Below are 21304 nucleotides of genomic sequence, written 5' to 3' on the forward strand. Positions count from 1 at the left end.
CACCTGAGGACGCTAGCCTGGCTGGTGAACGCCCCAGTGTCGCCTCTGATTCAAGCGCCTGGGGCTTCTTCTTGCCTTCGCGCCGCGCGCGAGCGGCATGGCCATGGATCTTCACGCCGAGCGCGCCCGGGACCTCAGCAGGAGGTCCCGGGCGAGTGACGGCAGGGTCAGGCGGGCGGGGCCGGGCAGGCGACGCCGGTGGAGTTGACCGGGCAGTAGCCGCCCGGGTTCTTGTCGAGGTACTGCTGGTGGTAGGCCTCGGCGTAGTAGAACGGGCCGGCCTCGTCAGCGCTGCGGATCTCGGTGGTGATGTCGCCGTAGCCGTTGGCCTTCAGCCGCGGGGCGTACTGCTCGCGGGTGGAGCGGGCGGCGTCGAGCTGCTCGGGCGTCGTGGTGAACACCGCGGAGCGGTACTGGGTGCCGACGTCGTTGCCCTGGCGGAAGCCCTGCGTGGGGTCGTGCTCCTCCCAGAAGTGGCGGAGCAGGTCCACGTCCGACAGGCGGGTCGGGTCGTACGCGACCATCACGGTCTCGGTGTGCCCGGTGCGGGCGGTGCAGGTCTCCTCGTACGTGGGGTACGTCGTGAAGCCGCCCATGTACCCGACGGCGGTGGTGACGACGCCCGGCAGCTGCCAGGCCTCCTTCTCGGCGCCCCAGAAGCAGCCGGACGCCAGGTACAGCACGCGGGTGCCCTCGGGCCAGGGGCCCTGCAGGGGGGTGCCGAGCACCGTGTGGGTGGCGGGCACCTCGTAGGCGTAGTCGTCGCGGCCCTTGAGCGCGCGGTCGGCGTCGACCATCTGCGTGCGGGCCGACGATCCGATGAGCAGGTCGTACAGCGAGGCCATCGTGGCTCTCCTTCCCCTCGTCCACCCGCTCCAACCGTGCGCACGGCCGCCGTGTTCCGCGCGTGCGGCGGCGCAGCACACCCCCGCAGCACCTAGCCTTGACCCGTGACGACCGACCCGTTCGACGCCGCCCACGACTGGACCACCGCAGGGTTCTCGACGCGTGCCATCCACGCAGGTCAGGACCCCGACCCCCGCACCGGGGCCGTGGTGCCGCCGATCCACCAGGTCTCGACCTACAAGCAGGACGGCGTGGGCGGCCTGCGCGACGGGTACGAGTACTCGCGCTCGGGCAACCCCACGCGGCACGCCCTGGAGGAGGCCCTCGCGGCCGTCGAGGGCGGTGCGGCCGGCTTCGCGTTCTCATCCGGCCTCGCGGCCGAGGACACGCTGCTGCGCGCCGTGCTGCGGCCCGGCGACCACGTCGTGGTGCCGGACGACGCGTACGGCGGCACGTACCGGCTGATCGCGCGCGTGCTCGGCCCGTGGGGGATCGACCACACGCCCGTCGACCTGTCCGACCCCGACGCGGTGCTCGCCGCCATCGAGCCCGGCCGCACCAAGGCGATCTGGGTCGAGACGCCCACCAACCCGCTGCTCGGCATCGCCGACATCGAGGCGATCGCCGTGCACGCCCGGTCCGTCGGGGCCGTGCTCGTCGTCGACAACACGTTCGCCACCCCGTACCTGCAGAGCCCCCTCGCGCTCGGCGCCGACGCGGTCGTGCACTCGACCACCAAGTACGTCGGCGGGCACTCCGACGTCGTCGGCGGCGCGGTCGTCGTCGCAGACGGCGCGCAGCTGCCCGCGGGCCTCGTCGGTCCCACCGGCACCACCGCGCTGCTCGACGCCGTGGCCTTCGGGCAGAACGCCTCCGGCGCCGTCGCCGGCCCCTTCGACGCCTGGCTGACCCTGCGCGGCCTGAAGACCCTCGCCGTCCGCATGGACCGCCACCAGACCAACGCCGCTGCTGTCGCGCAGATGCTCGTCGAGCACCCCGGCGTCACGCACGTCCTGTGGCCCGGGCTGCCCGACCACCCCGGGCACGAGGTCGCCGCCCGGCAGATGCGCGGGTTCGGCGGCATGGTCGCGTTCCGCACCGGCTCCGAGGAGTCCGCCGTCGCCGTCTGCGGCGCCACCCGCGTCTTCACGCTCGCCGAGTCGCTCGGCGGCGTCGAGTCCCTCGTCGAGCACCCCGGCCGCATGACCCACGGCTCCGTCGCCGGCACCGCGCTCGAGGTCCCCGCGGACCTCGTGCGCCTGTCCGTCGGCATCGAGGACGTCGAGGACCTGCTCGCCGACCTGGAGCAGGCGCTCGCCGCCGCCGGGCTCGGCCGGTGAGCACCCCGACCACACCCCCGCAGGACCTCGCCGACGAGCCGCAGCCGCAGGGCACGCCCCTGCCCGCACCCACGGTCCCGCCGGCCCCGACCGACCCCGTCCCGCCGTCCGTGCGGGCCGCCGCCGCGTGGTCCTGGCGGACGCTGGTCATCCTCGCGGCCGTCGCCGTGGGCCTGTGGCTCGTCACCGTGCTCAAGGTCATCGTCATCCCCGTGGCGATCGCCCTGCTGCTGACGGTGCTCCTCGCCCCCGTCGTCGACGCCCTGCACCGGGTGCTGCGGCTGCCGCGCCCCGCCGCCGCCGCCGTCGCGCTCGTCTCGCTGCTCGTCATCGTCGGCGGCCTGCTGGCGCTCGCGGGCGGGCAGATGGTCCAGGGCATCGCCGAGCTGTGGGACCAGGCCGAGGAGGGCGTCGGGCAGCTCCTCGCGTGGCTCGCCGGGGCGCCGCTGCACCTGTCGACGAGCGACATCGAGACCTACCTGAGCAGCGCGCAGGACGCGATCGTCGGCAGCAGCGACCAGCTCGCGGCCGGTGCCCTGTCGGTCGGCGTGACCGTCGGGCACGTGTTCGCCGGTGCGCTCATCGCGATCTTCTGCACCCTGTTCTTCCTGTTCGACGGCCGGGGCATCTGGGCCTGGACCGTGGGCCTGCTGCCGCGCGGCTCGCGCGAGCGCGTGCACCAGGCGGGCCGGCGCGGGTGGGTCACGCTCGGCGCGTACACGCGCACGCAGATCCTCGTCGCGGGCGTCGACGCCATCGGCATCGGCGCCGGGGCGGCGCTGCTGCAGCTGCCGCTGGCGGTGCCGCTGGCCGTCATCGTGTTCTTCGGCTCGTTCATCCCGTTCGTCGGGGCGATCGTCACCGGCTCCGTCGCGGTGCTCGTCGCCCTGGTCACGCAGGGCTGGGTCTCGGCGCTGATCATGCTGGCGATCGTGCTGGTCGTGCAGCAGATCGAGGGGCACGTGCTCCAGCCGTTCCTCATGGGGCACGCGGTGTCGCTGCACCCCGTGGCGGTGCTGCTCGTCGTGGCCGGCGGCTCGCTCGTCGCGGGCATCGTCGGGGCGCTGTTCGCGGTGCCGCTGGCCGCCGTCGTCAACACGGTCGTGCTGTACCTGCACGGGCACGACAAGTTCCCGCAGCTGGGCACCGACGACCATGTCGACGTCCGACCACGACGCCACCCCGTGCTGGACCGCGCGCTCGCCGCCGCCGCGGAGGAGGCCTCGGCGGACCGGGCGACGACGGACGCGCCCGCCGCGACCGGCCCGTCGACCCCGCCCGCGACCGGCACGGGGCAGGTGACCGCGTGATCGGCCCCCAGGACGTCCTCGACGCGGCCGCCCTGCTCGCGGGCGTCGCCGAGCCCACGCCCGTGCAGCGCAGCCGTGCCCTGTCCGACCTCGTGGGCGTCGACGTGTGGCTCAAGTGCGAGAACCTGCAGCGCGCCGGGTCGTTCAAGATCCGCGGCGCCTACGTGCGCATGTCGCGCCTGTCGCCGGAGGAGAAGGCGCGCGGCGTCGTCGCGGCCAGCGCGGGCAACCACGCGCAGGGCGTGGCCCTGGCCGCCGGGCTGCTCGGCATCGACGCGGTCGTGTTCATGCCCGTCGACGCGGCCCTGCCGAAGATCGCCGCGACCCGCGGGTACGGCGCGCACGTCGAGCTGGTGGGCACGTCCGTCGACGAGGCCCTTGTCAGCGCCCGCGAGCACGCCGAGCGCACCGGCGCCGTGCTGATCCACCCGTTCGACCACCCGGACATCGACGCCGGGCAGGGCACCGTCGCGCTCGAGGTGCTGGACCAGGTGCCCGACGTCGGCACCGTCGTCGTGCCCGTCGGCGGGGGAGGGCTGGCCGCCGGCATCACCGCCGCGCTGCACGACCGGCCCGACGTGCGGGTCGTCGGCGTGCAGGCCGCACGCGCCGCCGCCTACCCGGCGTCGCTGGCCGCGGGCCGGCCGCTGCGGGCGCCGGAGCTGCGGACCATGGCCGACGGCATCGCGGTCGGCCTGCCGGGCGACGTGCCGTTCGAGGTGCTCGCCAGCCACCGCGTACCGGTGCGGACCGTCTCGGAGGAGGACCTGTCCCGGGCCCTGCTGCTCGTGGCCGAGCGGGCCAAGCTCGTCGTCGAGCCGTCGGGCGCCGCGGCCGTCGCGGCCCTCATGGCCGACCCGGGCGCCTGGGCCGGCGACGGGCGTCCCGTGGTGTGCGTGCTGTCCGGCGGCAACATCGACCCGCTCGTGCTGCTGCGCGTGGTGCGGCACGGCCTGGCGTCCGCCGGCCGGTACCTGCACGTGCACGTGCGGGTCGAGGACGCCCCGGGCGCCCTGGCGGGGCTGCTGCAGGACGTCGCGGCCATGGGTGGCAACGTCATGCACGTCGCGCACACCCGCACGGGCGGCGACCTGGCGCTGAGCGAGGTCGCGATCGACCTGCAGATCGAGACCAAGGGGCCCGAGCACTGCGGCACGCTCCTGCACGGGCTGCGCAGCGCCGGCTACACCATCCGCGAGGCCTGACCCCGCGCGTCCCGCACGACGACGGCGCCGCCCCCGAGGGGTGCGGCGCCGTCGTGGGTCGGTGCGTCAGCCGTGGAACGGGCTGGCCGCCGTGATCTCGACCGGGATCTGCTTGCCGTTCGGCGCCTCGTAGGAGGTCTTCTCGCCGACCTTGCGGCCGTTGATCGCCGAGCCCAGCGGCGACGTGGGGGAGAAGACGTCGATGTCCGCCGTGCCCGCGATCTCGCGCGAGCCCAGCAGGAACGTCATCTCGTCGCCCGCGACGACCGCCGTGACGACCATGCCGGGCTCGACGACGCCGTCGTCCGGGGGCGTGCCGATCTGCACGTTGCGCAGCTTGGCCTGCAGCTCGCGGATGCGGGCCTCCTGCTTCGCCTGCTCCTCGCGCGCGGCGTGGTAGCCGCCGTTCTCCTTCAGGTCGCCCTCGTCACGGGCCGCCGCGATGCGGTCCGCGATCTCCTTGCGCCCGACGGACTCGAGGTGCGTCAGCTCCTCCTTGAGGCGGTCGTGCGCCTCCTGGGTCAGCCACGTGGCCGCGGTGGTGTCTGTCACGATCGCTCCTTTCTCGCACAGGGGTCGCCGCCGGTCTCCCGGCGGCAGGAACCCCGGCGGCGCGGACGGCGGGCGGTGGCGGGTGCGCGGACGGGAGCGGGTGTCACGGCGCGGTCGCGTCGACCTGTCGTACGACGCCGGACCGGGGCGGCGTAAACGACGACCCTACCAAGGCGAGGCCGTCGGCACCGGCCGTGCGGGGCCTCAGGGTGCGGGGTCGCACCCGTCGAGCGTGCCCGTGACGGCCTGCTCCACGGTCGGCACGGTCACGGTGACGCGCCGCGTCGGCGTCGGTGACGTGGGCACGTCGACGTCCAGCACCCCGACCTGCGCGTAGGACTGCGACAGCGCCTGCACCCGGCACCTCGCCGCGGCGCCGTCCCGCGTCGTCACCTCGAAGGTCACCTGCACGGACGTGGCCGAGTCGACCGAGAAGCCGACGTCGCGCCACTGCACGGGGTCGGTGAGCACGCCGCGGCCCATCCAGGCGACCACGACCATCGCCGCCGCGACGAGCAGGGCGAGCGCCACGCGCTGGAGCCGGCGGCGGGCGTCGGTCGGCTCCGGGCCGTAGCGCCCCGCGGGCGGGCGTGGGGCCGGGACGGTCACGGGTCCTCCAGGTGCAGCCGGTGTGAGGGATCATTGTCACTCGTCCCCCGACCTGCGACGGAAGGCCCCACGTGAGCTCGGACAGGCTGCGCCTCATGGCGGTGCACGCGCACCCCGACGACGAGTCGAGCAAGGGGGCCGCCACGACGGCCCGGTATGCGGCCGAAGGGGTCGAGGTCCTCGTCGTGACCTGCACCGGCGGCGAGCGCGGCGACGTGCTGAACCCCGGGTACGGCCCGGCCCCCGAGGGGCTCGAGGCCATGCGGGCGGTGCGCCGGCAGGAGATGGCGGCCGCGGCGGCCGCGCTCGGCGTGCGGCAGCAGTGGCTCGGCTTCGTCGACTCGGGCCTGCCCGAGGGCGACCCGCTGCCGCCCGTGCCGGACGGGTCGTTCTCGCTGGTCCCGCTGGAGGAGGCGTCCGCGCCGCTGGTGGAGGTCGTGCGCGAGTTCCGCCCGCACGTCATGACGACGTACGACCCCTCGGGCGGGTACCCGCACCCCGACCACATCATGTGCCACCGCGTCTCGGTCGAGGCGTTCGCCGCCGCCGGCGACCCCGAGCGCTACCGCGGCCGGGGCGAGCCCTGGACGCCGCTGAAGCTCTACTACAACCACGGGTTCTCGCTGGTGCGCATGCGGGCGGTGCACGACGCGCTCGTCGCGGCCGGCGTCGAGTCGCCCTTCAGCGACTGGATCGACTCGCGCCAGGCCCGCGAGGTCCCGGAGCGGCCGGTCACCACGCGCGTGGAGTGCGCGGACTTCTTCGCCGCCCGGGACGCCGCGCTGCGGGCCCACGCGACGCAGATCGACCCCGACGGCTGGTTCTTCGCCGTGCCGCGGGAGGTCGAGCTGGCCACGTGGCGCACCGAGGACTTCGAGCTCGCGCAGTCCCGCGTGCCGAGCACCCTGCCCGAGGACGACCTCTTCGCGGGGATCCGCGGGACGGAGCACGCCCGATGAACCTGCTGCACCTGGCCCCGTACGTGCTGCTGCCCGCGGACGTCCTGCCCGGGCCCACCGTCACCCCCACGGGCGAGGGGTCGCCCGGGTTCATCGGCTTCGTCGCGACGTTCGCGCTCGCGCTGGCCGTGATCGCGCTGGCGATCTCGATGAGCCGGCGCATGCGTCGCTCGCAGCACCGCTGGCAGCAGCGCGAGCAGCAGGGGGACGGCGGCGCGTCGGTGGTCGGCGGGCCGGCGGCCGCGACGACGGCGGCCGACGCGACGTCGGGCGACGGCCCGGCGCTGCACGGGTCCGACCACGGGCACGGCGGGACGGCGACGCCCGACGCGTCGCCGTCGGCCGACGGGGGGGCGTCCGGCGGCTCGTCGGACGGCGGGTCGTCGGGCGGGTCCGACGGCGGTGGCGGCGGGGGCGGCGACTGATGCCGCGCTGCGGCCGGGCCGGCGGTGCGTGGTCGGCGGGCGTCCGGTGAGCGCGCCCCCCGAGCGGCCCGCGGTGCGGGTCACGCTGGGCCAGCTCGTCGTCGGCGCCGACCGGCGCGCCAACCGCGACGTGGCGCGCGACGTGCTGCGCCGCGCGGCGCGCGTGCACGCCGACCTCGTGGTGCTGCCCGAGTACGCGAGCGCGTACGACCCGCACGGCGTGGGCGCCGCCCTCGCCGAGCCCCTGGACGGGCCGTTCGTCACGATGCTGCGCGAGGAGGCGGCCCGCTCGGGGGCGGCTGTCCTCGCCGGCACGACCCTGCCCGCCGACGGGGACGACCCGCGGGCGGTGAACGCCGTGGTCGCGGTGGACGGCACGGGTGCCCTGGCCGGGGTGTACCGCAAGGTGCACCTGTACGACGCCTTCGGCCAGCGGGAGTCCGACCGCCTGGCGCCCGGCCCGGCGGACGCGGACCCGCTGGTGCTCGACGTGGCGGGCCTGCGGTTCGGCGTCATGACCTGCTACGACCTCCGGTTCCCGGAGTCGGCGCGCCGCCTCGTGGACGCCGGTGCGCGGGCGCTCGTGGTGCCGGCGGCGTGGGCGGACGGACCGCTGAAGGCCATGCACTGGCGCACCCTCGCGGTCGCGCGGGCCATCGAGTGCACGAGCGTGGTCGTCGCGGTGGGGCAGGCGGGGCGCGGCGTCGTGGGGCGCTCGCTCGTCGTGGGCCCGGACGGGGTGGTGGGGATCGAGCTCGACGACCAGCCGCAGGTGCGGACCGTGGACCTGGACGTCGCCGCGCTCGACGAGGTCCGGGAGCAGAACCCGTCGCTGGCCAACCGCCGCTATGCGGTGGTGCCCCGCCCCTGAGCCGGGCGGGGCGGCGCAGTCAGCGCAGCGCGTACGTCGCGATCGACACCGAGATGTAGTGGCACGTGAACCCGACGACGGTCAGCGCGTGGAAGATCTCGTGGAACCCGAACCAGCGCGGGGACGGGTTGGGCCGCTTGAGGCCGTACACCACGGCGCCGAGGGTGTACGCCAGCCCGCCGCCCGCGACGAGCCACACGACGGCCGGTCCGCCGGTCTGCCAGAACTGCGGCATGAAGCCGACCGCGACCCAGCCCAGCGCCACGTAGATCGGCACGTAGAACCACCGCGGGGCGTTGAGCCAGAACACCCGCGCCAGCAGCCCGAGGATCGCCCCCGTCCACACCACCACCAGCAGCGTGCGCGCGGTCGAGGCGGGCAGCAGCAGCACCGCCAGCGGCGTGTAGGAGCCGGCGATGATGAGGAAGATGTTGGTGTGGTCGAGGCGGCGCAGGACGCCCGCGACCTTCGGCGACCACGTCCCGCGGTGGTAGACGGCGGACGTGCCGAACAGCATGACCGCCGACAGGGCGAACACCGCGTTGGACCAGCGGGCGGCCGCCGTGGGGGACAGCGCGACCAGCACGATGCCCGCGGCCAGCACGAACGGGCTGATCCCTGCGTGGATCCACCCGCGCAGGAGCGGCTTGACGTTCTCCACGACGGCGCCGGCGGCCTCGCCGACCTTGTCGCCGACCCGCGACAGGCCGTCCTCCACGCCGCGGCGCAGGCCGCCGCCGTCGCGTCGTGCGGGTGTCGAGCTCATGCGGTGCCGTCCTTCGTGAGGAAACCTACGTCACCGTAGGTTATGCGAGCTCAGGTGACGGGCAAGCGGCCATCGTCCCGGGCCGGACCTCCTGCCCCTGATCCTCGCAGGACCGACCCGGCCCCACCACACACCGGGCACGGGTACGGTGAGCGACGTCCACCGCACCCACGACCAGGAGGGGCACGCGTGCGTCTCCCGCACCCCTTGTACGGCCTGTACGAGCGCCGCCTCGCGGCGTCGCTGCCGCCCGAGCAGCTGCCGCGGCACATCGGCGTCATCCTCGACGGCAACCGGCGGTGGGCGCGCAGCAGCGGGGTCTCCTCGGCGCACGGGCACCGGCGCGGGGCGGACAAGATCGCCGAGCTGCTCGAGTGGTCCGAGGACGTGGGCGTCGAGGTCGTGACGCTGTGGATGCTCTCGACCGACAACCTCGAGCGGGACAAGGTCGAGCTCGGCCACCTGCTGACCGTCATCGAGGACGTCGTCGGGGAGCTCGCGCAGGCCCAGCGGTGGCGCATCCAGCCCGTCGGCGCGCTCGAGATGCTCCCCGAGCGGACCCGCGACGCGCTGCGCGCCGCGCAGGCCGCGACCGTCGACGTCCAGGGGCTGCACGTCAACGCGGCCGTCGGGTACGGCGGGCGGCACGAGATCGCCGACGCCGTGCGCGCGTTCCTGCGCCACCACGCCGGCACGGGCTCGAGCCTGGACGACCTCGCGGAGATCTTCGACGTCGAGCACATCGCCGAGCACCTCTACACCAAGGGGCAGCCCGACCCCGAGCTCGTGATCCGCACGTCCGGCGAGCAGCGGCTCGGCGGGTTCCTCATGTGGCAGAGCGCGCAGTCGGAGTTCTACTTCTGCGAGGCGTACTGGCCGGACTTCCGTCGCGTGGACTTCCTGCGGGCGCTGCGCTCCTACGCCCAGCGCGAGCGCCGCCTCGGCCGCTGAGCGCCCCGCGTGAACAGCGTGTGACATCTTGATGACGCGTGGCGCGCGTCACATCTGTTGTCGGTGGGCCGGGTTACCGTCGCCACGAGGACGACGCCCCGTCGTCCCGGGAGGCCTGCCCATGGAGCACCTGCTCCGGGAGGAGGGCCGGACCGGCCCTCGGCCGGCCGACCTCGTCCCGTCGCCTGATGCCGGCCCCGGCGCGTGCCGCCGAGCCGGCAGGAGACGCCCGACTCGGCGCTGACGCGCCGGAGGGAGCTCGCCGTGGACCTGACCCAGCAGCACGCACCCGCAGCCGACCTGGCGACCGGGCAGACGCCCGCCGGGACGGCCCCGTCCCCGGTCCCCGACGACGTGCGCCAGACCTTCGTCCTCGACACCTCCGTCCTGCTGTCCGACCCCCGCGCGCTGCGCCGGTTCGCCGAGCACGACGTCGTCCTGCCCGTCGTCGTCATCACCGAGCTCGAGGCCAAGCGGCACCACGCCGAGCTCGGCTACTTCGCCCGGTCGGCCCTGCGGATGCTCGACGAGCTGCGCGTCCAGCACGGCCGCCTCGACGCCCCCGTCCCCGTGACCGACGTCGGCGGCACCCTGCGCGTCGAGCTCAACCACGTCGACGACCAGGTCCTGCCCTCGGGCTTCCGGCTCGGCGACAACGACACCCGGATCCTCGCGGTCGCCGCCAACCTCGCCCGCGAGGGGCACGTGGTCACGGTCGTGTCGAAGGACCTGCCGATGCGCATCAAGGCGTCCGCGGTGGGCCTGCGCGCCGACGAGTACCGCCACGAGCTCGCGGTCGACTCCGGGTGGACCGGCATGGACGCGATCGACCTCACCGAGCAGCAGATGGCCGACCTGTGGGAGCACGAGTCCGTGCCGCTGGCCGACGTGCCGGCGCCCGCGTCGGCGCTCGCGGGCAGCCCCGGCGACCTGCCGTGCCACACCGGCCTGGTGCTGCACAGCCCCCGCGGCTCGGCGCTCGGGCGGGTCACGCCCGACAAGCACGTGCAGCTCGTGCGCGGCGACCGCGACGTCTTCGGCGTGCACGGGCGCTCGGCCGAGCAGCGGGTCGCGATCGACCTGCTGCTGGACGAGTCGATCGGCATCCTCTCGCTCGGCGGCCGCGCCGGGACGGGCAAGTCCGCGCTCGCGCTGTGCGCGGGCCTGGAGGCCGTGCTCGAGCGGCGTCAGCACCGCAAGGTCATGGTGTTCCGGCCCCTGTACGCCGTCGGCGGCCAGGACCTCGGCTACCTGCCCGGGTCCGAGGCCGAGAAGATGAACCCGTGGGCGCAGGCCGTCTTCGACACCCTCGGGGCGCTGGTCAGCAAGGAGGTCGTCGAGGAGGTGCTCGACCGGGACCTGCTCGAGGTGCTGCCCCTGACGCACATCCGCGGGCGCTCCCTGCACGACGCGTTCGTCATCGTCGACGAGGCCCAGTCGCTGGAGCGGAACGTCCTGCTGACGGTGCTCTCGCGGATCGGGCAGTCGTCGCGGGTGGTGCTCACGCACGACGTCGCCCAGCGCGACAACCTGCGCGTCGGCCGGCACGACGGCGTCGCGGCCGTCATCGAGGCGCTCAAGGGCCACCCGCTGTTCGCCCACGTCACGCTCACGCGCTCGGAGCGCTCGCCCGTCGCGGCGCTGGTCACCGAGCTCTTCGAGGGCATCGAGGCCTGAGCCGGGGCGCCCCGCAGCCCGGGTGCGCGTCGCCCGTCCTGGGATCGGTCCCAGGACGGGCGCCCGCGTGCCCGGGCTCTTCCGCGCGGTGCGTTCACCCGATAGTGTCCCGCCTCGCAGGCTGTGGCTGTGAGCGGTCACAGGGGGTCGACGACGACCGCACACGCTCGCGGCCCGGCGCGTCGAGGAGGACGCATGAGGACGAGCACCCGGCGACTGGCACGAGCCGTCGCCACCGCGCTGGGGGTCGTGCTGATCGGCACGACCCTCGCCGGTCCCGCGCAGGCGGCGCCCACGATCACCAACCCCGGCTTCGAGTCCAGCGGGTCCGCCCTGACCGGCTGGACCGTCACCGGCACCACGTCCGCCGCCACCGTCGCCGGCAGCGGCGCGCACGGCGGGTCGCGTCGGGCCAACCTGTGGTCCGCCGGGGCGTACACCACCGAGCTGCGGCAGACCGTCACCGGCCTGAGCGCCGGCTGGTGGACGCTGCGCGTGTGGGCGCGCTCCGGCTCGGCGACGCCCGGCCAGGCGCTCGACGTCACCCGCATCGGCCTCGAGGGCTGCGGCGCCGCCTGGCGGTACCAGACCGTGCCCAGCACCGAGCAGGACGACGGCTGGGTGCAGGTCGCCGTCTCCGCCTACGCCACCGGGTCGAGCTGCACCGTGTCGCTGCGCACCTCGACCACGGTCGGCGGCGCGTGGGCGCACTTCGACGACGTCACGGTCACCGCCGGGCGCATCACCCGCCCGGTGCGGGGCATGGACATGTCGTCCGTCCCCAAGAACCAGGCCTTCGGCGCGGTGTACCGCACGGCGGACGACGTGGCCGGCGACCCCGTGACGATCCTGCGCGACGCCGGCGTGAACTACGCGCGCCTCAAGGTCTGGGTGAACCCCGCCGACGGCTTCAACGACAAGGCGCGCGTGCTGGCCATGGCCCGCCGCGTCGACGCCGCCGGGATGGGCCTGCTCGTCGACTTCCACTACTCCGACACGTGGGCCGACCCCGGTGCGCAGAAGGTCCCCGCGGCGTGGGCGTCGTACGACCTGACGCGCCTGGCGAACGCCGTCGCCGCGCACACGACCGACGTGCTGACCGCCCTGAAGAACCAGGGCACGCCCGCGGACATGGTGCAGATCGGCAACGAGATCAACCCCGGGATGCTCGTCACCGGCGGGGCGGCCTCGGGCGCCGTGTCCAGCTGGTCGAACCTCGGCACGCTGCTGAAGGCCGGGGCGAACGCGACCCGCGCCGTCCAGCCCGACGCGAAGATCGTGCTGCACCTGACCAACCTCGACTCCGGCGTCAGCACCCTGCAGTGGTGGTACTCCCAGGCGCAGGCCCAGGGCGTGCCGTTCGACGTCATCGGCCTGTCGTTCTACGGGTACTGGCACGGCAGCCTCGCGGACCTGCAGGCCGGTGCGACCACGCTGCTCGCGGCGTTCCCGGGCAAGCAGCTCGCGGTGGTCGAGACGGCCTACGGCTTCACCACCGCGCAGGACGACGCGCACGCCAACATCTTCAGCAGCGCGTCCGTGGTCCCGGGCTTCCCGGCGACCGCGGCCGGGCAGGCGTCGTACCTGCGGGCCGTGCAGAACGTCGTCGCCGGACTGCCGGGCAACCGGGGCCTGGGCGTCTTCTACTGGGAGGGCACCTGGACCGCCGTCGCCGGCAGCGGGTGGGACCCGACGGCCCCCGCCTCGGGCAACGGCTGGGAGAACCAGGCCGTGTTCGACTTCCACGACCGGCTGCTGCAGGTCCGCTGGGAGTTCGCCCCCGACCCCGCCGCCTGACACCACGCCCCGCGCGGCCGGCACGCCCCGGCCGCGCGGGGCGCCTCACGCGTCGACGAGGCGCCCGTCCACGAGGTGCAGCGTGCGGTCCGCCAGCGCGACCATCAGCGGGTCGTGCGTCGAGACGATGGCGGTCATCCCCTCGGCCTCGACGACGGCCCGGATGAGCGCCATGACGTCGCGGCCCGTCTCCGTGTCGAGCTGCCCCGTGGGCTCGTCGGCGACCAGCAGGCGGGGCGAGCCGGCCAGGGCCCGGGCGATCGCGACGCGCTGCTGCTGCCCGCCGGAGAGCTGCCCGGGGCGCTGGCGCGCGTGCCCGCGCAGGCCCACGAGGTCCAGCAGCAGCGCGACCCTCGCCTCCCGCTCCGCGACGGGCAGCCGACGCATCCGCAGCGGCACGCCCACGTTCTCCGCGGCCGTGAGCACCGGGACCAGCCCGAACGTCTGGAAGACGAACGCGACGACGTCGCGGCGCAGGCGCACCAGCCCGCGCTCGTCCAGGGCGGTCACGTCGTGGCCGTCGACGACGACGCGACCGGCGTCGGGGCGGTCGAGGCCCCCGATCGCGTTGAGCAGCGTGGTCTTGCCGGAGCCGGAGCGTCCGACCAGGGCGACGAGCTCCCCGGGCGCGAGCTCGAGGTGCACGTCCTGCAGGGCGTGCACCGCGGCCGTGCCGTGCCCGTACGTGCGGCGCAGGCCTTCGACGCGCACGAGCGGCGCCGCGACGGCCGTCCCCGCGCTCACCGGTGCCCCTCGGTCGTGCCGCGGCGGACGGCGACGTGGGAGTCCTCGAGCGTCAGCCGCACCCGCCCGACCAGGTCGAGCGTGTCGCGGTACTCCCGCGGCAGCTGCACGCGGCCCGCCCGGTCCAGCACCGCGTACTCCTCGGCGACCACGTGCTCGCTCCCGTCGTCGTGGGTGGTGGTGCGGCGCAGCACCTCGGTGCTCGTGCGCCCGTCGCGGATCGCGACGGTGCGGCTCACGTGCTCGCTGACGGCGGAGTCGTGCGTGACCACGACGACCGTGGTGCCGAGCTCGGCGTTGACGGCACGGACCGCGCCCAGCACGTCCGCCGACGTCGCCGTGTCGAGCTCGCCCGTGGGCTCGTCCGCGAGCAGCAGCCGCGGCCGGTTGGCCAGCGCGACGGCGATCGCGACGCGCTGCTGCTCGCCGCCGGACGTCTCGTGCGGCCGCCGGCCGGCGCAGTACCCCACGCCGAGGACGTCGAGGAGCTCGGCCGTGCGGGTCCGCCGCTCGCGGCGCGGGACCCCCGCCAGCGCCATCGGCAGGGCCACGTTCTCCTGCGCGCTGAGGTAGGGCACGAGGTTGCGGGCCGTCTGCTGCCAGACGAAGCCGACCATGGAGCGCCGGTACGCGACCCGCTCGCGCGGCGTCATCGTCATCAGGTCCCACGGCCCGACGCGCACGCGCCCCGCCGTCGGCACGTCCAGGCCCGAAAGGATCGCCAGCAGCGTGGACTTGCCGGAGCCCGACGCACCGACCACGGCGACGAGCTCGCCCGTGGCGACGGCCAGGTCCAGGCCCTGCAGGGCCTGCACCTCGACGCCCTCGGACTGGTAGATGCGCACGAGCTGCTCGCACGCGACGAGCGCACCCTCGCCCACCGGTGCCGGGCGGGCCCGGGCCCGCTCCTCGAGCGCGGTGAGCGTCGGTCCCGTCGTCGTCATGGTGGGCTCCTTCTCGGGCGGGGGCGGCGGTGCCTCGGGTGCCGACGGGGCGGCGTGCCGGCCGGTCATCGTTCCCCCACCCGCAGGACCTCGCCGAGGCGGTCGCGCCGGCGCACCGCCTGCTCGGCGACGACGGCCACGGCCAGCGCCGCCAGGGTCGCGGCGGCCGCGAGCGCCACGGGCCAGGGCGTCCAGCGGACGGCGGCGGTCTGCGGCTCGCCCGTCAGCAGCGTCAGGCCGAGGGCGTCGCCGACGAGGAGGGGCAGGGCCAGGCCGATGAGCGTGCCGCCGACGAGGGCGCCCGCCGCGAGGGGCGCGAGCTCGCCCGCCGTGGCCCAGGCCGCGGTGCGGGCGTCCAGGCCCAGGGTGCGCAGCGCGGACAGGGTGCGACCGCGCGCCGGGGCGGACGCGACCGCGACGAGCACGAGCACGAGCACGAGGTCGAGCAGGAGCAGCGCGGTGCCGGCGGCCAGCAGCGACGTCAGCCCGCCGGTCAGTGCGGACCCCGACCAGGCGCGCCACCAGCCGTCGCGCGTGGTGACCTCGACGCCCTCCTGCAGGTCGACGTCCGTGGCCGTGACGGCGGGTTCCGCACCCGGCCCGGCGGCCCAGAGCCGGTCCACCGCGGGGGCGGTGGTGGCCGCGGCGAGCGCGGCACGGTCGACGACGACGAGCCCGTCGTCGTCCGGTGCGTCCACCGGGGCGGCGCGCCCGTCGGTGGCGGGCGCCCCGGGATCGGGTGTCAGCGCCGTCGTGCCGCGCAGCTCGAGGTCCACGGACCCGTCGAGCACCCCCAGGCGCAGGGGCACACCCTCCAGGCGGTCGGCCAGGTCCGGGCTGAGCAGGGCGGGCACGGCACCGGCACCGGCGTCGGCGAGCGCGGCCAGGGCGGGGTCGACCGGCAGCCCCGCCGACGTGCGCACCGCGGCGAGCTCGACGGCGTCGACCACGAGGAGCGTCGCGGTGGCACCCGTGCGGGTGCCGAGGGCCCGGCCGGGCAGCTGCGCGCCCTGGGCGACGTGCGTGACGCCGGGTGCGGCCCGCAGGTCGTCGGCGAGACGGGCCGGCAGGGCGCCGTCGACGCGGACGTCACCGACGACGAGCGCGGCGGCGGCGTCCCGCTGCCCGACGCGGACGGTGTGCAGGACCGTGCCCGCGAGCACGACGAGCGCCACGGCGACGGTGCCGGCGAGCACGGCGACGACGCCCGTGGTCGCGCCCTGCGCGCGGGCGAGCGCGAGCGTCGCGCCCAGGCCGCGCGTGCGGTCGGCGACGCCGCGCAGCGCCCCGACGGCGGCGGGGGTCGCGCGCACGACGACGACCGCGGCGGCCGCCGCCAGCAGGACCGGGGCCGCGGCCAGCAGCGGGTCGACCTCGCCGCCGGAGGCCGGGACCAGGCCCCGCTGGCGCACCGCGACGACCGCGCCCGCGGCCAGCAGCGCCACCGTGAGCTCGACGACGACGCGCCGGGCCGCGGCGAGCGCGGCGTGCCGGGCCCGCTCGCGCCGGTCGGCCGGCACGCGCCGCGGCGACCACGCCCGTGCGGCGGCCGTGACGGCGAGCACCGGCGGCGCGGCGGCCGCGACGAGCGCCACCAGCAGCGCGACCCCCGGCGCCCCCGTGCCGCCGACCGGGAGGACCACGGCGAGCGCGACGCCGAGCGCCAGCACCGCGGTCGGCACGCTCTCCAGCGCGGCGCGCAGCGCGACGCCCGCCAGGCCCGCGCCCCGCGCCCGCTCGGCGACCAGGTGCGTGCGCCTGCGGTCCACGAGCAGCCCGGCCGCGAGCACGAGGCACAGGGCACCCACCGTCCCCAGCCCGGCGACCAGGACGGACGCCTGCGCACGCGCCGCGGCGAGCCGCGCACCGGTCGCGGCCAGCACGTCGACCAGCTCGGTCTCGACCCGGCCGCCCTGCCCGACGTGCGGTGCCAGGTCGTCCCGCAGCGCCAGCGCACCGGCGAGGGTCAGCCCCTCGGTGGTCACGACCGTGCGCGCCGACGCCCGGACCGCCGCCGGGGCGCTCGCGGCCATCAGCCCGCGCACGGCCGGCGCGGGGACCAGGAGCGCGACGGCGGTCTCCGCGCGGGCGGCCGGCGGCGCGCGCACGGGCCCGAGGGCGTCCGGGGCGGTGCGCCACCGCGGGTCGGCGGGGTCGATCGGGGTGTACAGCCCGGTGACGACCGCACGCGCCCCGCCGCTCGCGGTCGCGGTCGTCACGACGATCTCGTCGCCGACGGCCAGACCGGTCTCGGCGGCGGTCCGCTCGGCGACGCCGACCTCGACGACGCGCGGCTCGGGCGGGGCCGTCGGGGCGTCCTCCTCGTCCTCCTCCGGCTCCGGGCGGGTCTGCGGCACCTCGCCGCTGGTCCAGCGGACCCCGCCGTCCGCGTCGTCGACGTCCGGGCGCCCGGTGTGCACGAACCGTGCCAGGACGGTGCCCTGCGGCGTCCCCGTCACGAACCCCGGCGTCTCGAGGGTGATGACGTCCGGGCCCACGTCGCCGACGCGCAGCTCCAGCCAGCGCAGGTCCGACGCGGCCTGCGACAGGTGGTCGGGCGCGCCGTACGTCGTCGCCGGGGGCAGGCCGCGCACCACCAGGTCGGCCTCGGGTCCCGCGGCCCGCACGGCGTCGCGCACCGCGACGTCGGCGGTGCGCGAGGCGATCCGCGGCAGCGCGAGCGCGACCACGAGGGTGAGCAGCAGGAGGACGGCGGTGGCCGCGAGCAGCCCGGCGTCGCGGCGCGCACGCCGGCGGGCCACGAGCGCGGCCCCGCCCGTGGTGGCCCGCACCGCCGTCGCCACGGCCGCCGGCGCGCTCACCGGTCGCCCATCCGCAGCAGGGCGCCGGACGTGCGGCGCACGAGGACCGTGCACACCACGACCACGACCACGGTGCAGGCCAGCACGACCGTCACGAGCACGGGCAGCTGCGTGCCCCACGCCCAGTCGACGCGGGCGTCGGGCACCGGAGGTCCGCCGTCGGCCGAGACGGTCAGGACGGGGCCGAGCAGGCGGCCCAGGCCCAGCCCCGCCGCGACGCCCGCGCCCAGGCCCACGGCCAGCAGCAGCGTCCGCTCGAGCAGCAGCGCGACCACGACCGCCCCCCGGCCCAGGCCCAGCGCCTGCAGCCGGGCGAGCTCGAGCCGGCGCACACGCACCCCGACCGCCGCGTCGTTCGCGAGGCCCACGAGCAGGAGCACGCCGGTCGCGCCCAGCACGAGCACCAGGGCCGCCGGCACCCCCACCCGCAGCGGTCCCTCGAGCGCCTGCGTGCGGGCGTCGGCACGGGTGACGACGTCGTCGAGGCCCGCCTGCACGAGGGCCGCGGCCAGCGCCGGGGACGTCGTCGCGTCCGCGGGCCCCCACCACGCGTCCACGAGGGCGTCGCCCGTGCCCGCGGCCGCCGCGGCGTGCTGCAGCCCGTCCCGGTCGGCCAGCACGGCGGGTGCGTGCGGCGCCCCCGGCGCCCACGGCAGCACGGTCGCGACGACGGCCCGGACCCCGACGCCGCCGACCTCGAGGTTCAGCAGGTCGCCCACCTGCACGTCGCCCTCCGCGCGCAGGCGCTGCGTCACGGCCACGGGGAGCAGCTCCACCTGCGGACCGGTGGCGACCCCCAGCACGGACCCGTCCGCCGCCGCCTGCATGCGCGACACCGGCAGCGTCACGCGCAGCCCGCCCGGTGCGGCCTGCGCGGTCGAGCGGGGGAGCCCCTCCGCCGCCACGGTGCCCGACCAGGTCGTGCCCCCGAGGTCCACGTCCTCGTCGCCCGCCGCGCCGTCGCCCGTGCCCGCGCGCACCTGCGTGACCGTCATCTGCACCACCACCAGGTCGCCCGCGGGTGCGCCGGCCGAGCCGTCCGTCGCACCCGTCTCCTCGAGCCGCAGGTGCGTGGTGAGCCCGACGACCCGCAGGCCGTCGTCCGTGGCGGGCAGCGTCACGCGCACCTCGTGCGCCCCGGTCAGCTCCGGCAGCGCCGACGGCAGGGACGCCCGCACGCCGCGGGCGTCCTCGACCACCACGTGCAGCTCGCCGGAGCCCTGCGCGGAGGGGGTCGACCCGACCTGCACCCGGGCGGAGAGCCACGTCGCACCGTCGGGCAGGGGTACGCCGGCGCGCAGCGCGTCGCGGTCGGCGGGGCGCACCTCGGCCGTCGCCGCGCCCCACCCGTGCTCCGTGCGGCCGCGCAGCAGCGCGTCGGGGTCCGTCAGAGGCGTCGCGAGCAGCCGCACCTGCCGCGCGCTCTGCCCGCGGTCGCCCGACTCGGCACGGACCATCCGCACGTCGCGGTCGACCACCGGCACCGGGACGGCGGCGCCCGCGGCCACCGCTGCCCCGGCGACGTCCTGCGAGCGGGCGACCGCGTCCGCCAGGCCCGCGGCGGCCCGCACGTCCGTGCCGACCGCCAGGTCCGCCTGCTCCAGCTGGGACGTCCGCCACGTCGCACCGAACGTCAGGGTGAACGAGAGCACCGTCGCCCCGAGGACGAGCAGCACCGTCGCCCCCGCCGCCGAGCCCGGGCGCCGGGCCACCTGCCACGCCGCCCACGGCGCCACCAGCCCCCGCGCCCGACGCGCGACGACGTCGGCACCCGCGGCCAGCGGGCCGACCAGCCGCACGGCCAGCACGGCCGCGGCCAGCGCGACCAGCGCGGGCGCCACCACGAGCACGACGTCGGGAGCGCCGGCACCGACCGCCGGGCCGTGCTGCAGCAGCTGGGCCACGCCCACGGCGCCCAGCGCGAGCAGCGCGAGGTCGGCCCCGGCCCGCACCAGCCCCGCGTGCGCGTGCCGCGACCCGCCCGCGGACCGCCACGCGGGCACCACGAGGCCCGCGGCGAGCACCGCGGCCGCACCGGCGCAGGTCAGCCACACGGTCGCGGACGGGGCACCCGGGGCCACCAGCTCGGCCCGCTGCAGCGCACCGACGCCCGACCCCGCCCGGGCGACCGCCGCGACCAGCAGGGGCGCCACCGCGGCGACCACCACCGCCAGCACCCCGGCCTCGACCACCGCCACCGTGCGCAGCTGGGCGGGGGCGGCGCCGCGCGCCACGAGCAGCTCGTCCTCGCCGGTGCGACGCTCGCCCAGCAGCCGTGCACCGAGCAGCACCACGGTCGTCGCGACGAGCGTCAGGAGCAGCCCGACCACGACGACGCCGACCCGGGTCACCGCGAGCTCGCGCGACGCCGCCTCGACGGCACCGCCCAGCCGCGTCGTGAGCACCGCCCCCGCGCCCGAGTCACCCATCGACGCCGTCAGCGCCACCTGCGCGTCGGGCAGCCGCTCACGCAGCCCCGCGAGCGCCCCCGGGTCCGCCTGCGCGAACGTCGGCTGCACCACCAGCGACGCGGAGTCCACGGTGCCCGTGCCGGTGAGGGCGCCCGGCACCACGACGAACGGCCCCCAGGCGTCGGTGACGAGGCCGCCGAACGTGCCCGGTGCGGGGAACGCCGGGTCGTGGCCCGCACCGCGCAGCAGGTCGTGGCTCCACGCGGACGCCGGCCCCGTGGCCGCGTGGACGCCGACGACGCGCCAGGAGTCGGTGCGGGCGCTGTCCCGCGCCTGCACGGCGACGACGTCGCCGACCTCCCACCCGTGGGCCTCGACGGCGCTCGCGGGGGCGGCGACGAGCAGGTGGCCGTCGTCGTCTCGCGCCTGCGCGGGCCAGGTGCCGGCGAGCAGCCGGGCGTGCTCCGGCACGGCCGGCGTGCTGGCGGCGTACCCGAGCGCGACGCGCCCGGAGGCCGTCGAGGGCAGGGTCTGGATGCGGCCGGTGACCCAGGTGGTCCGGCTCGTGGGCAGCGGGCCCACGAGGTCGTCGACCACCGCCGCCGCGGTGGCGAGCGCCTCGTCGGGGTCGGCCCCGCCCATGCGCACCCGCACGTCGAGCGCCGTCGTGCGGGGGTCGAGCCGGTCGAGCTCGGACGCCACCGCGGGCGTGCCGACGAGGGTCAGCAGCTGCGCGAAGGTGCCCAGCAGCGTGGTCGCGAGCAGCATGACGGCGAGGACGCCGAGCAGCGCGCCGGGCTGGTCGCGCACGCGCGCGGCGAGCAGACGCACCCTCCAGCCCACGTGGCCTCCTCGTCCGGCGGGCCCCGGCGCCCGTCTGCGGACCGACCGTAGCCAACCTGGCACCCTCTTGGGAACGCTTCCATGTCACGGGTCGGTGACGGTCCGTCACCCGGGCGCCCTGACGGCTCACCCGGGCGGGCTAGCACGGGGTGAGAACCTGGACGAGGGTTCAAGGTCCCGGGTGAGGTGCCGATCGACGGGGTGAAGCCACCGTCGGTCCCGGGGTGGCTCC

Annotated in this window: 17 protein-coding genes; 9 read left to right on the forward strand and 8 right to left on the reverse strand. The window is 76.5% G+C overall.

All coding sequences use genetic code 11. From position 1 onward, the window contains the following. Positions 1-167: 167 nt before the first annotated feature. Entirely contained in the window at positions 168-845 is a 678-nt protein-coding gene (msrA, locus tag BKA21_RS15335; protein WP_140459829.1) for a peptide-methionine (S)-S-oxide reductase MsrA, read from the reverse strand. A 105-nt stretch (positions 846-950) separates the two neighbouring features. Between msrA and BKA21_RS15340 the strand changes: the two genes are divergently transcribed. From BKA21_RS15340 to ilvA, 3 genes are read left to right on the forward strand one after another with little or no spacing between them, the layout of a single operon-like run. After that, the gene (locus tag BKA21_RS15340; RefSeq protein WP_140459830.1) at positions 951-2186 is read left to right on the forward strand and encodes a cystathionine gamma-synthase; all 1236 of its coding nucleotides are present in this window, start codon (positions 951-953) and stop codon (positions 2184-2186) included. After that, entirely contained in the window at positions 2183-3496 is a 1314-nt protein-coding gene (locus BKA21_RS15345) for an AI-2E family transporter (RefSeq protein WP_373308203.1), read from the forward strand. The genes BKA21_RS15340 and BKA21_RS15345 overlap by 4 nt, the downstream gene beginning before the upstream one ends. Then, a complete protein-coding gene (gene ilvA / locus BKA21_RS15350) occupies positions 3493-4701 on the forward strand; it encodes a threonine ammonia-lyase (protein WP_140459831.1) in 1209 nt (402 codons plus the stop codon). The genes BKA21_RS15345 and ilvA overlap by 4 nt, the downstream gene beginning before the upstream one ends. A 66-nt stretch (positions 4702-4767) precedes the next feature. Here the strand turns inward: ilvA and greA are convergent, their stop codons facing one another. Beyond that, positions 4768-5253 (reverse strand): transcription elongation factor GreA, encoded by a 486-nt coding sequence (gene greA / locus BKA21_RS15355; protein WP_140459832.1) that lies wholly within the window; start codon positions 5251-5253, stop codon positions 4768-4770. A 204-nt stretch (positions 5254-5457) separates the two neighbouring features. Further along, positions 5458-5862 (reverse strand): DUF4307 domain-containing protein, encoded by a 405-nt coding sequence (locus BKA21_RS15360; RefSeq protein WP_140459833.1) that lies wholly within the window; start codon positions 5860-5862, stop codon positions 5458-5460. Positions 5863-5957: 95 nt separating this feature from the next. On the opposite strand from BKA21_RS15360, the gene mca reads away from it, so the two are divergent. Genes mca through BKA21_RS15375 form a run of 3 tightly spaced genes read left to right on the forward strand, consistent with a single transcriptional unit; the run spans position 5958 to position 8117 of the window. Beyond that, positions 5958-6821 carry a mycothiol conjugate amidase Mca gene (mca, locus tag BKA21_RS15365; RefSeq protein ID WP_140459969.1) on the forward strand — a complete coding sequence of 288 codons (864 nt, stop codon included), beginning with the start codon at positions 5958-5960 and terminating at the stop codon, positions 6819-6821. After that, complete coding sequence (locus tag BKA21_RS15370) at positions 6818-7246, forward strand: hypothetical protein (RefSeq protein WP_140459834.1); 429 nt, start codon at positions 6818-6820, stop codon at positions 7244-7246. The genes mca and BKA21_RS15370 overlap by 4 nt, the downstream gene beginning before the upstream one ends. Before the next feature lie 46 nt (positions 7247-7292). After that, a complete protein-coding gene (locus BKA21_RS15375) occupies positions 7293-8117 on the forward strand; it encodes a carbon-nitrogen hydrolase family protein (RefSeq protein ID WP_239072932.1) in 825 nt (274 codons plus the stop codon). A 19-nt stretch (positions 8118-8136) separates the two neighbouring features. On the opposite strand, the gene trhA is transcribed toward BKA21_RS15375, so the two are convergent. Further along, the gene (trhA, locus tag BKA21_RS15380) at positions 8137-8883 is read right to left on the reverse strand and encodes a PAQR family membrane homeostasis protein TrhA (protein WP_140459835.1); all 747 of its coding nucleotides are present in this window, start codon (positions 8881-8883) and stop codon (positions 8137-8139) included. Between the two features lie 189 nt (positions 8884-9072). On the opposite strand from trhA, the gene BKA21_RS15385 reads away from it, so the two are divergent. The 3 genes from BKA21_RS15385 to BKA21_RS15395 all read left to right on the forward strand — a co-directional run bounded on the left by BKA21_RS15385 (position 9073) and on the right by BKA21_RS15395 (position 13308). Further along, positions 9073-9834: an isoprenyl transferase gene (locus tag BKA21_RS15385; protein WP_140459836.1), complete on the forward strand. Its 762-nt coding sequence runs from the start codon at positions 9073-9075 to the stop codon at positions 9832-9834. A gap of 300 nt (positions 9835-10134) precedes the next feature. Continuing rightward, on the forward strand, positions 10135-11511 hold the full coding sequence (gene phoH2, locus BKA21_RS15390) for an RNA 5'-3' helicase PhoH2 (RefSeq protein WP_218887642.1): 1377 nt from the start codon (positions 10135-10137) through the stop codon (positions 11509-11511). A gap of 195 nt (positions 11512-11706) precedes the next feature. Next, complete coding sequence (locus BKA21_RS15395) at positions 11707-13308, forward strand: glycoside hydrolase family 53 protein (protein ID WP_140459837.1); 1602 nt, start codon at positions 11707-11709, stop codon at positions 13306-13308. Between the two features lie 45 nt (positions 13309-13353). Here BKA21_RS15395 and BKA21_RS15400 read toward each other — a convergent pair whose 3' ends face one another. The 4 genes from BKA21_RS15400 to BKA21_RS15415 all read right to left on the reverse strand — a co-directional run bounded on the left by BKA21_RS15400 (position 13354) and on the right by BKA21_RS15415 (position 21072). Further along, entirely contained in the window at positions 13354-14052 is a 699-nt protein-coding gene (locus BKA21_RS15400; RefSeq protein ID WP_140459838.1) for an ABC transporter ATP-binding protein, read from the reverse strand. After that, on the reverse strand, positions 14049-14996 hold the full coding sequence (locus BKA21_RS15405; protein ID WP_140459839.1) for an ABC transporter ATP-binding protein: 948 nt from the start codon (positions 14994-14996) through the stop codon (positions 14049-14051). Before BKA21_RS15405 ends, BKA21_RS15400 begins: the two co-directional genes overlap by 4 nt. 65 nt (positions 14997-15061) lie before the next feature. Next, positions 15062-17818 (reverse strand): FtsX-like permease family protein, encoded by a 2757-nt coding sequence (locus BKA21_RS15410; protein ID WP_140459840.1) that lies wholly within the window; start codon positions 17816-17818, stop codon positions 15062-15064. Next, the gene (locus tag BKA21_RS15415; protein WP_140459841.1) at positions 17815-21072 is read right to left on the reverse strand and encodes a hypothetical protein; all 3258 of its coding nucleotides are present in this window, start codon (positions 21070-21072) and stop codon (positions 17815-17817) included. Before BKA21_RS15415 ends, BKA21_RS15410 begins: the two co-directional genes overlap by 4 nt. Positions 21073-21304 lie beyond the last annotated feature (232 nt).

It is taken from the genome of Cellulomonas oligotrophica (assembly GCF_013409875.1).
Taxonomy (GTDB): domain Bacteria; phylum Actinomycetota; class Actinomycetes; order Actinomycetales; family Cellulomonadaceae; genus Cellulomonas; species Cellulomonas oligotrophica.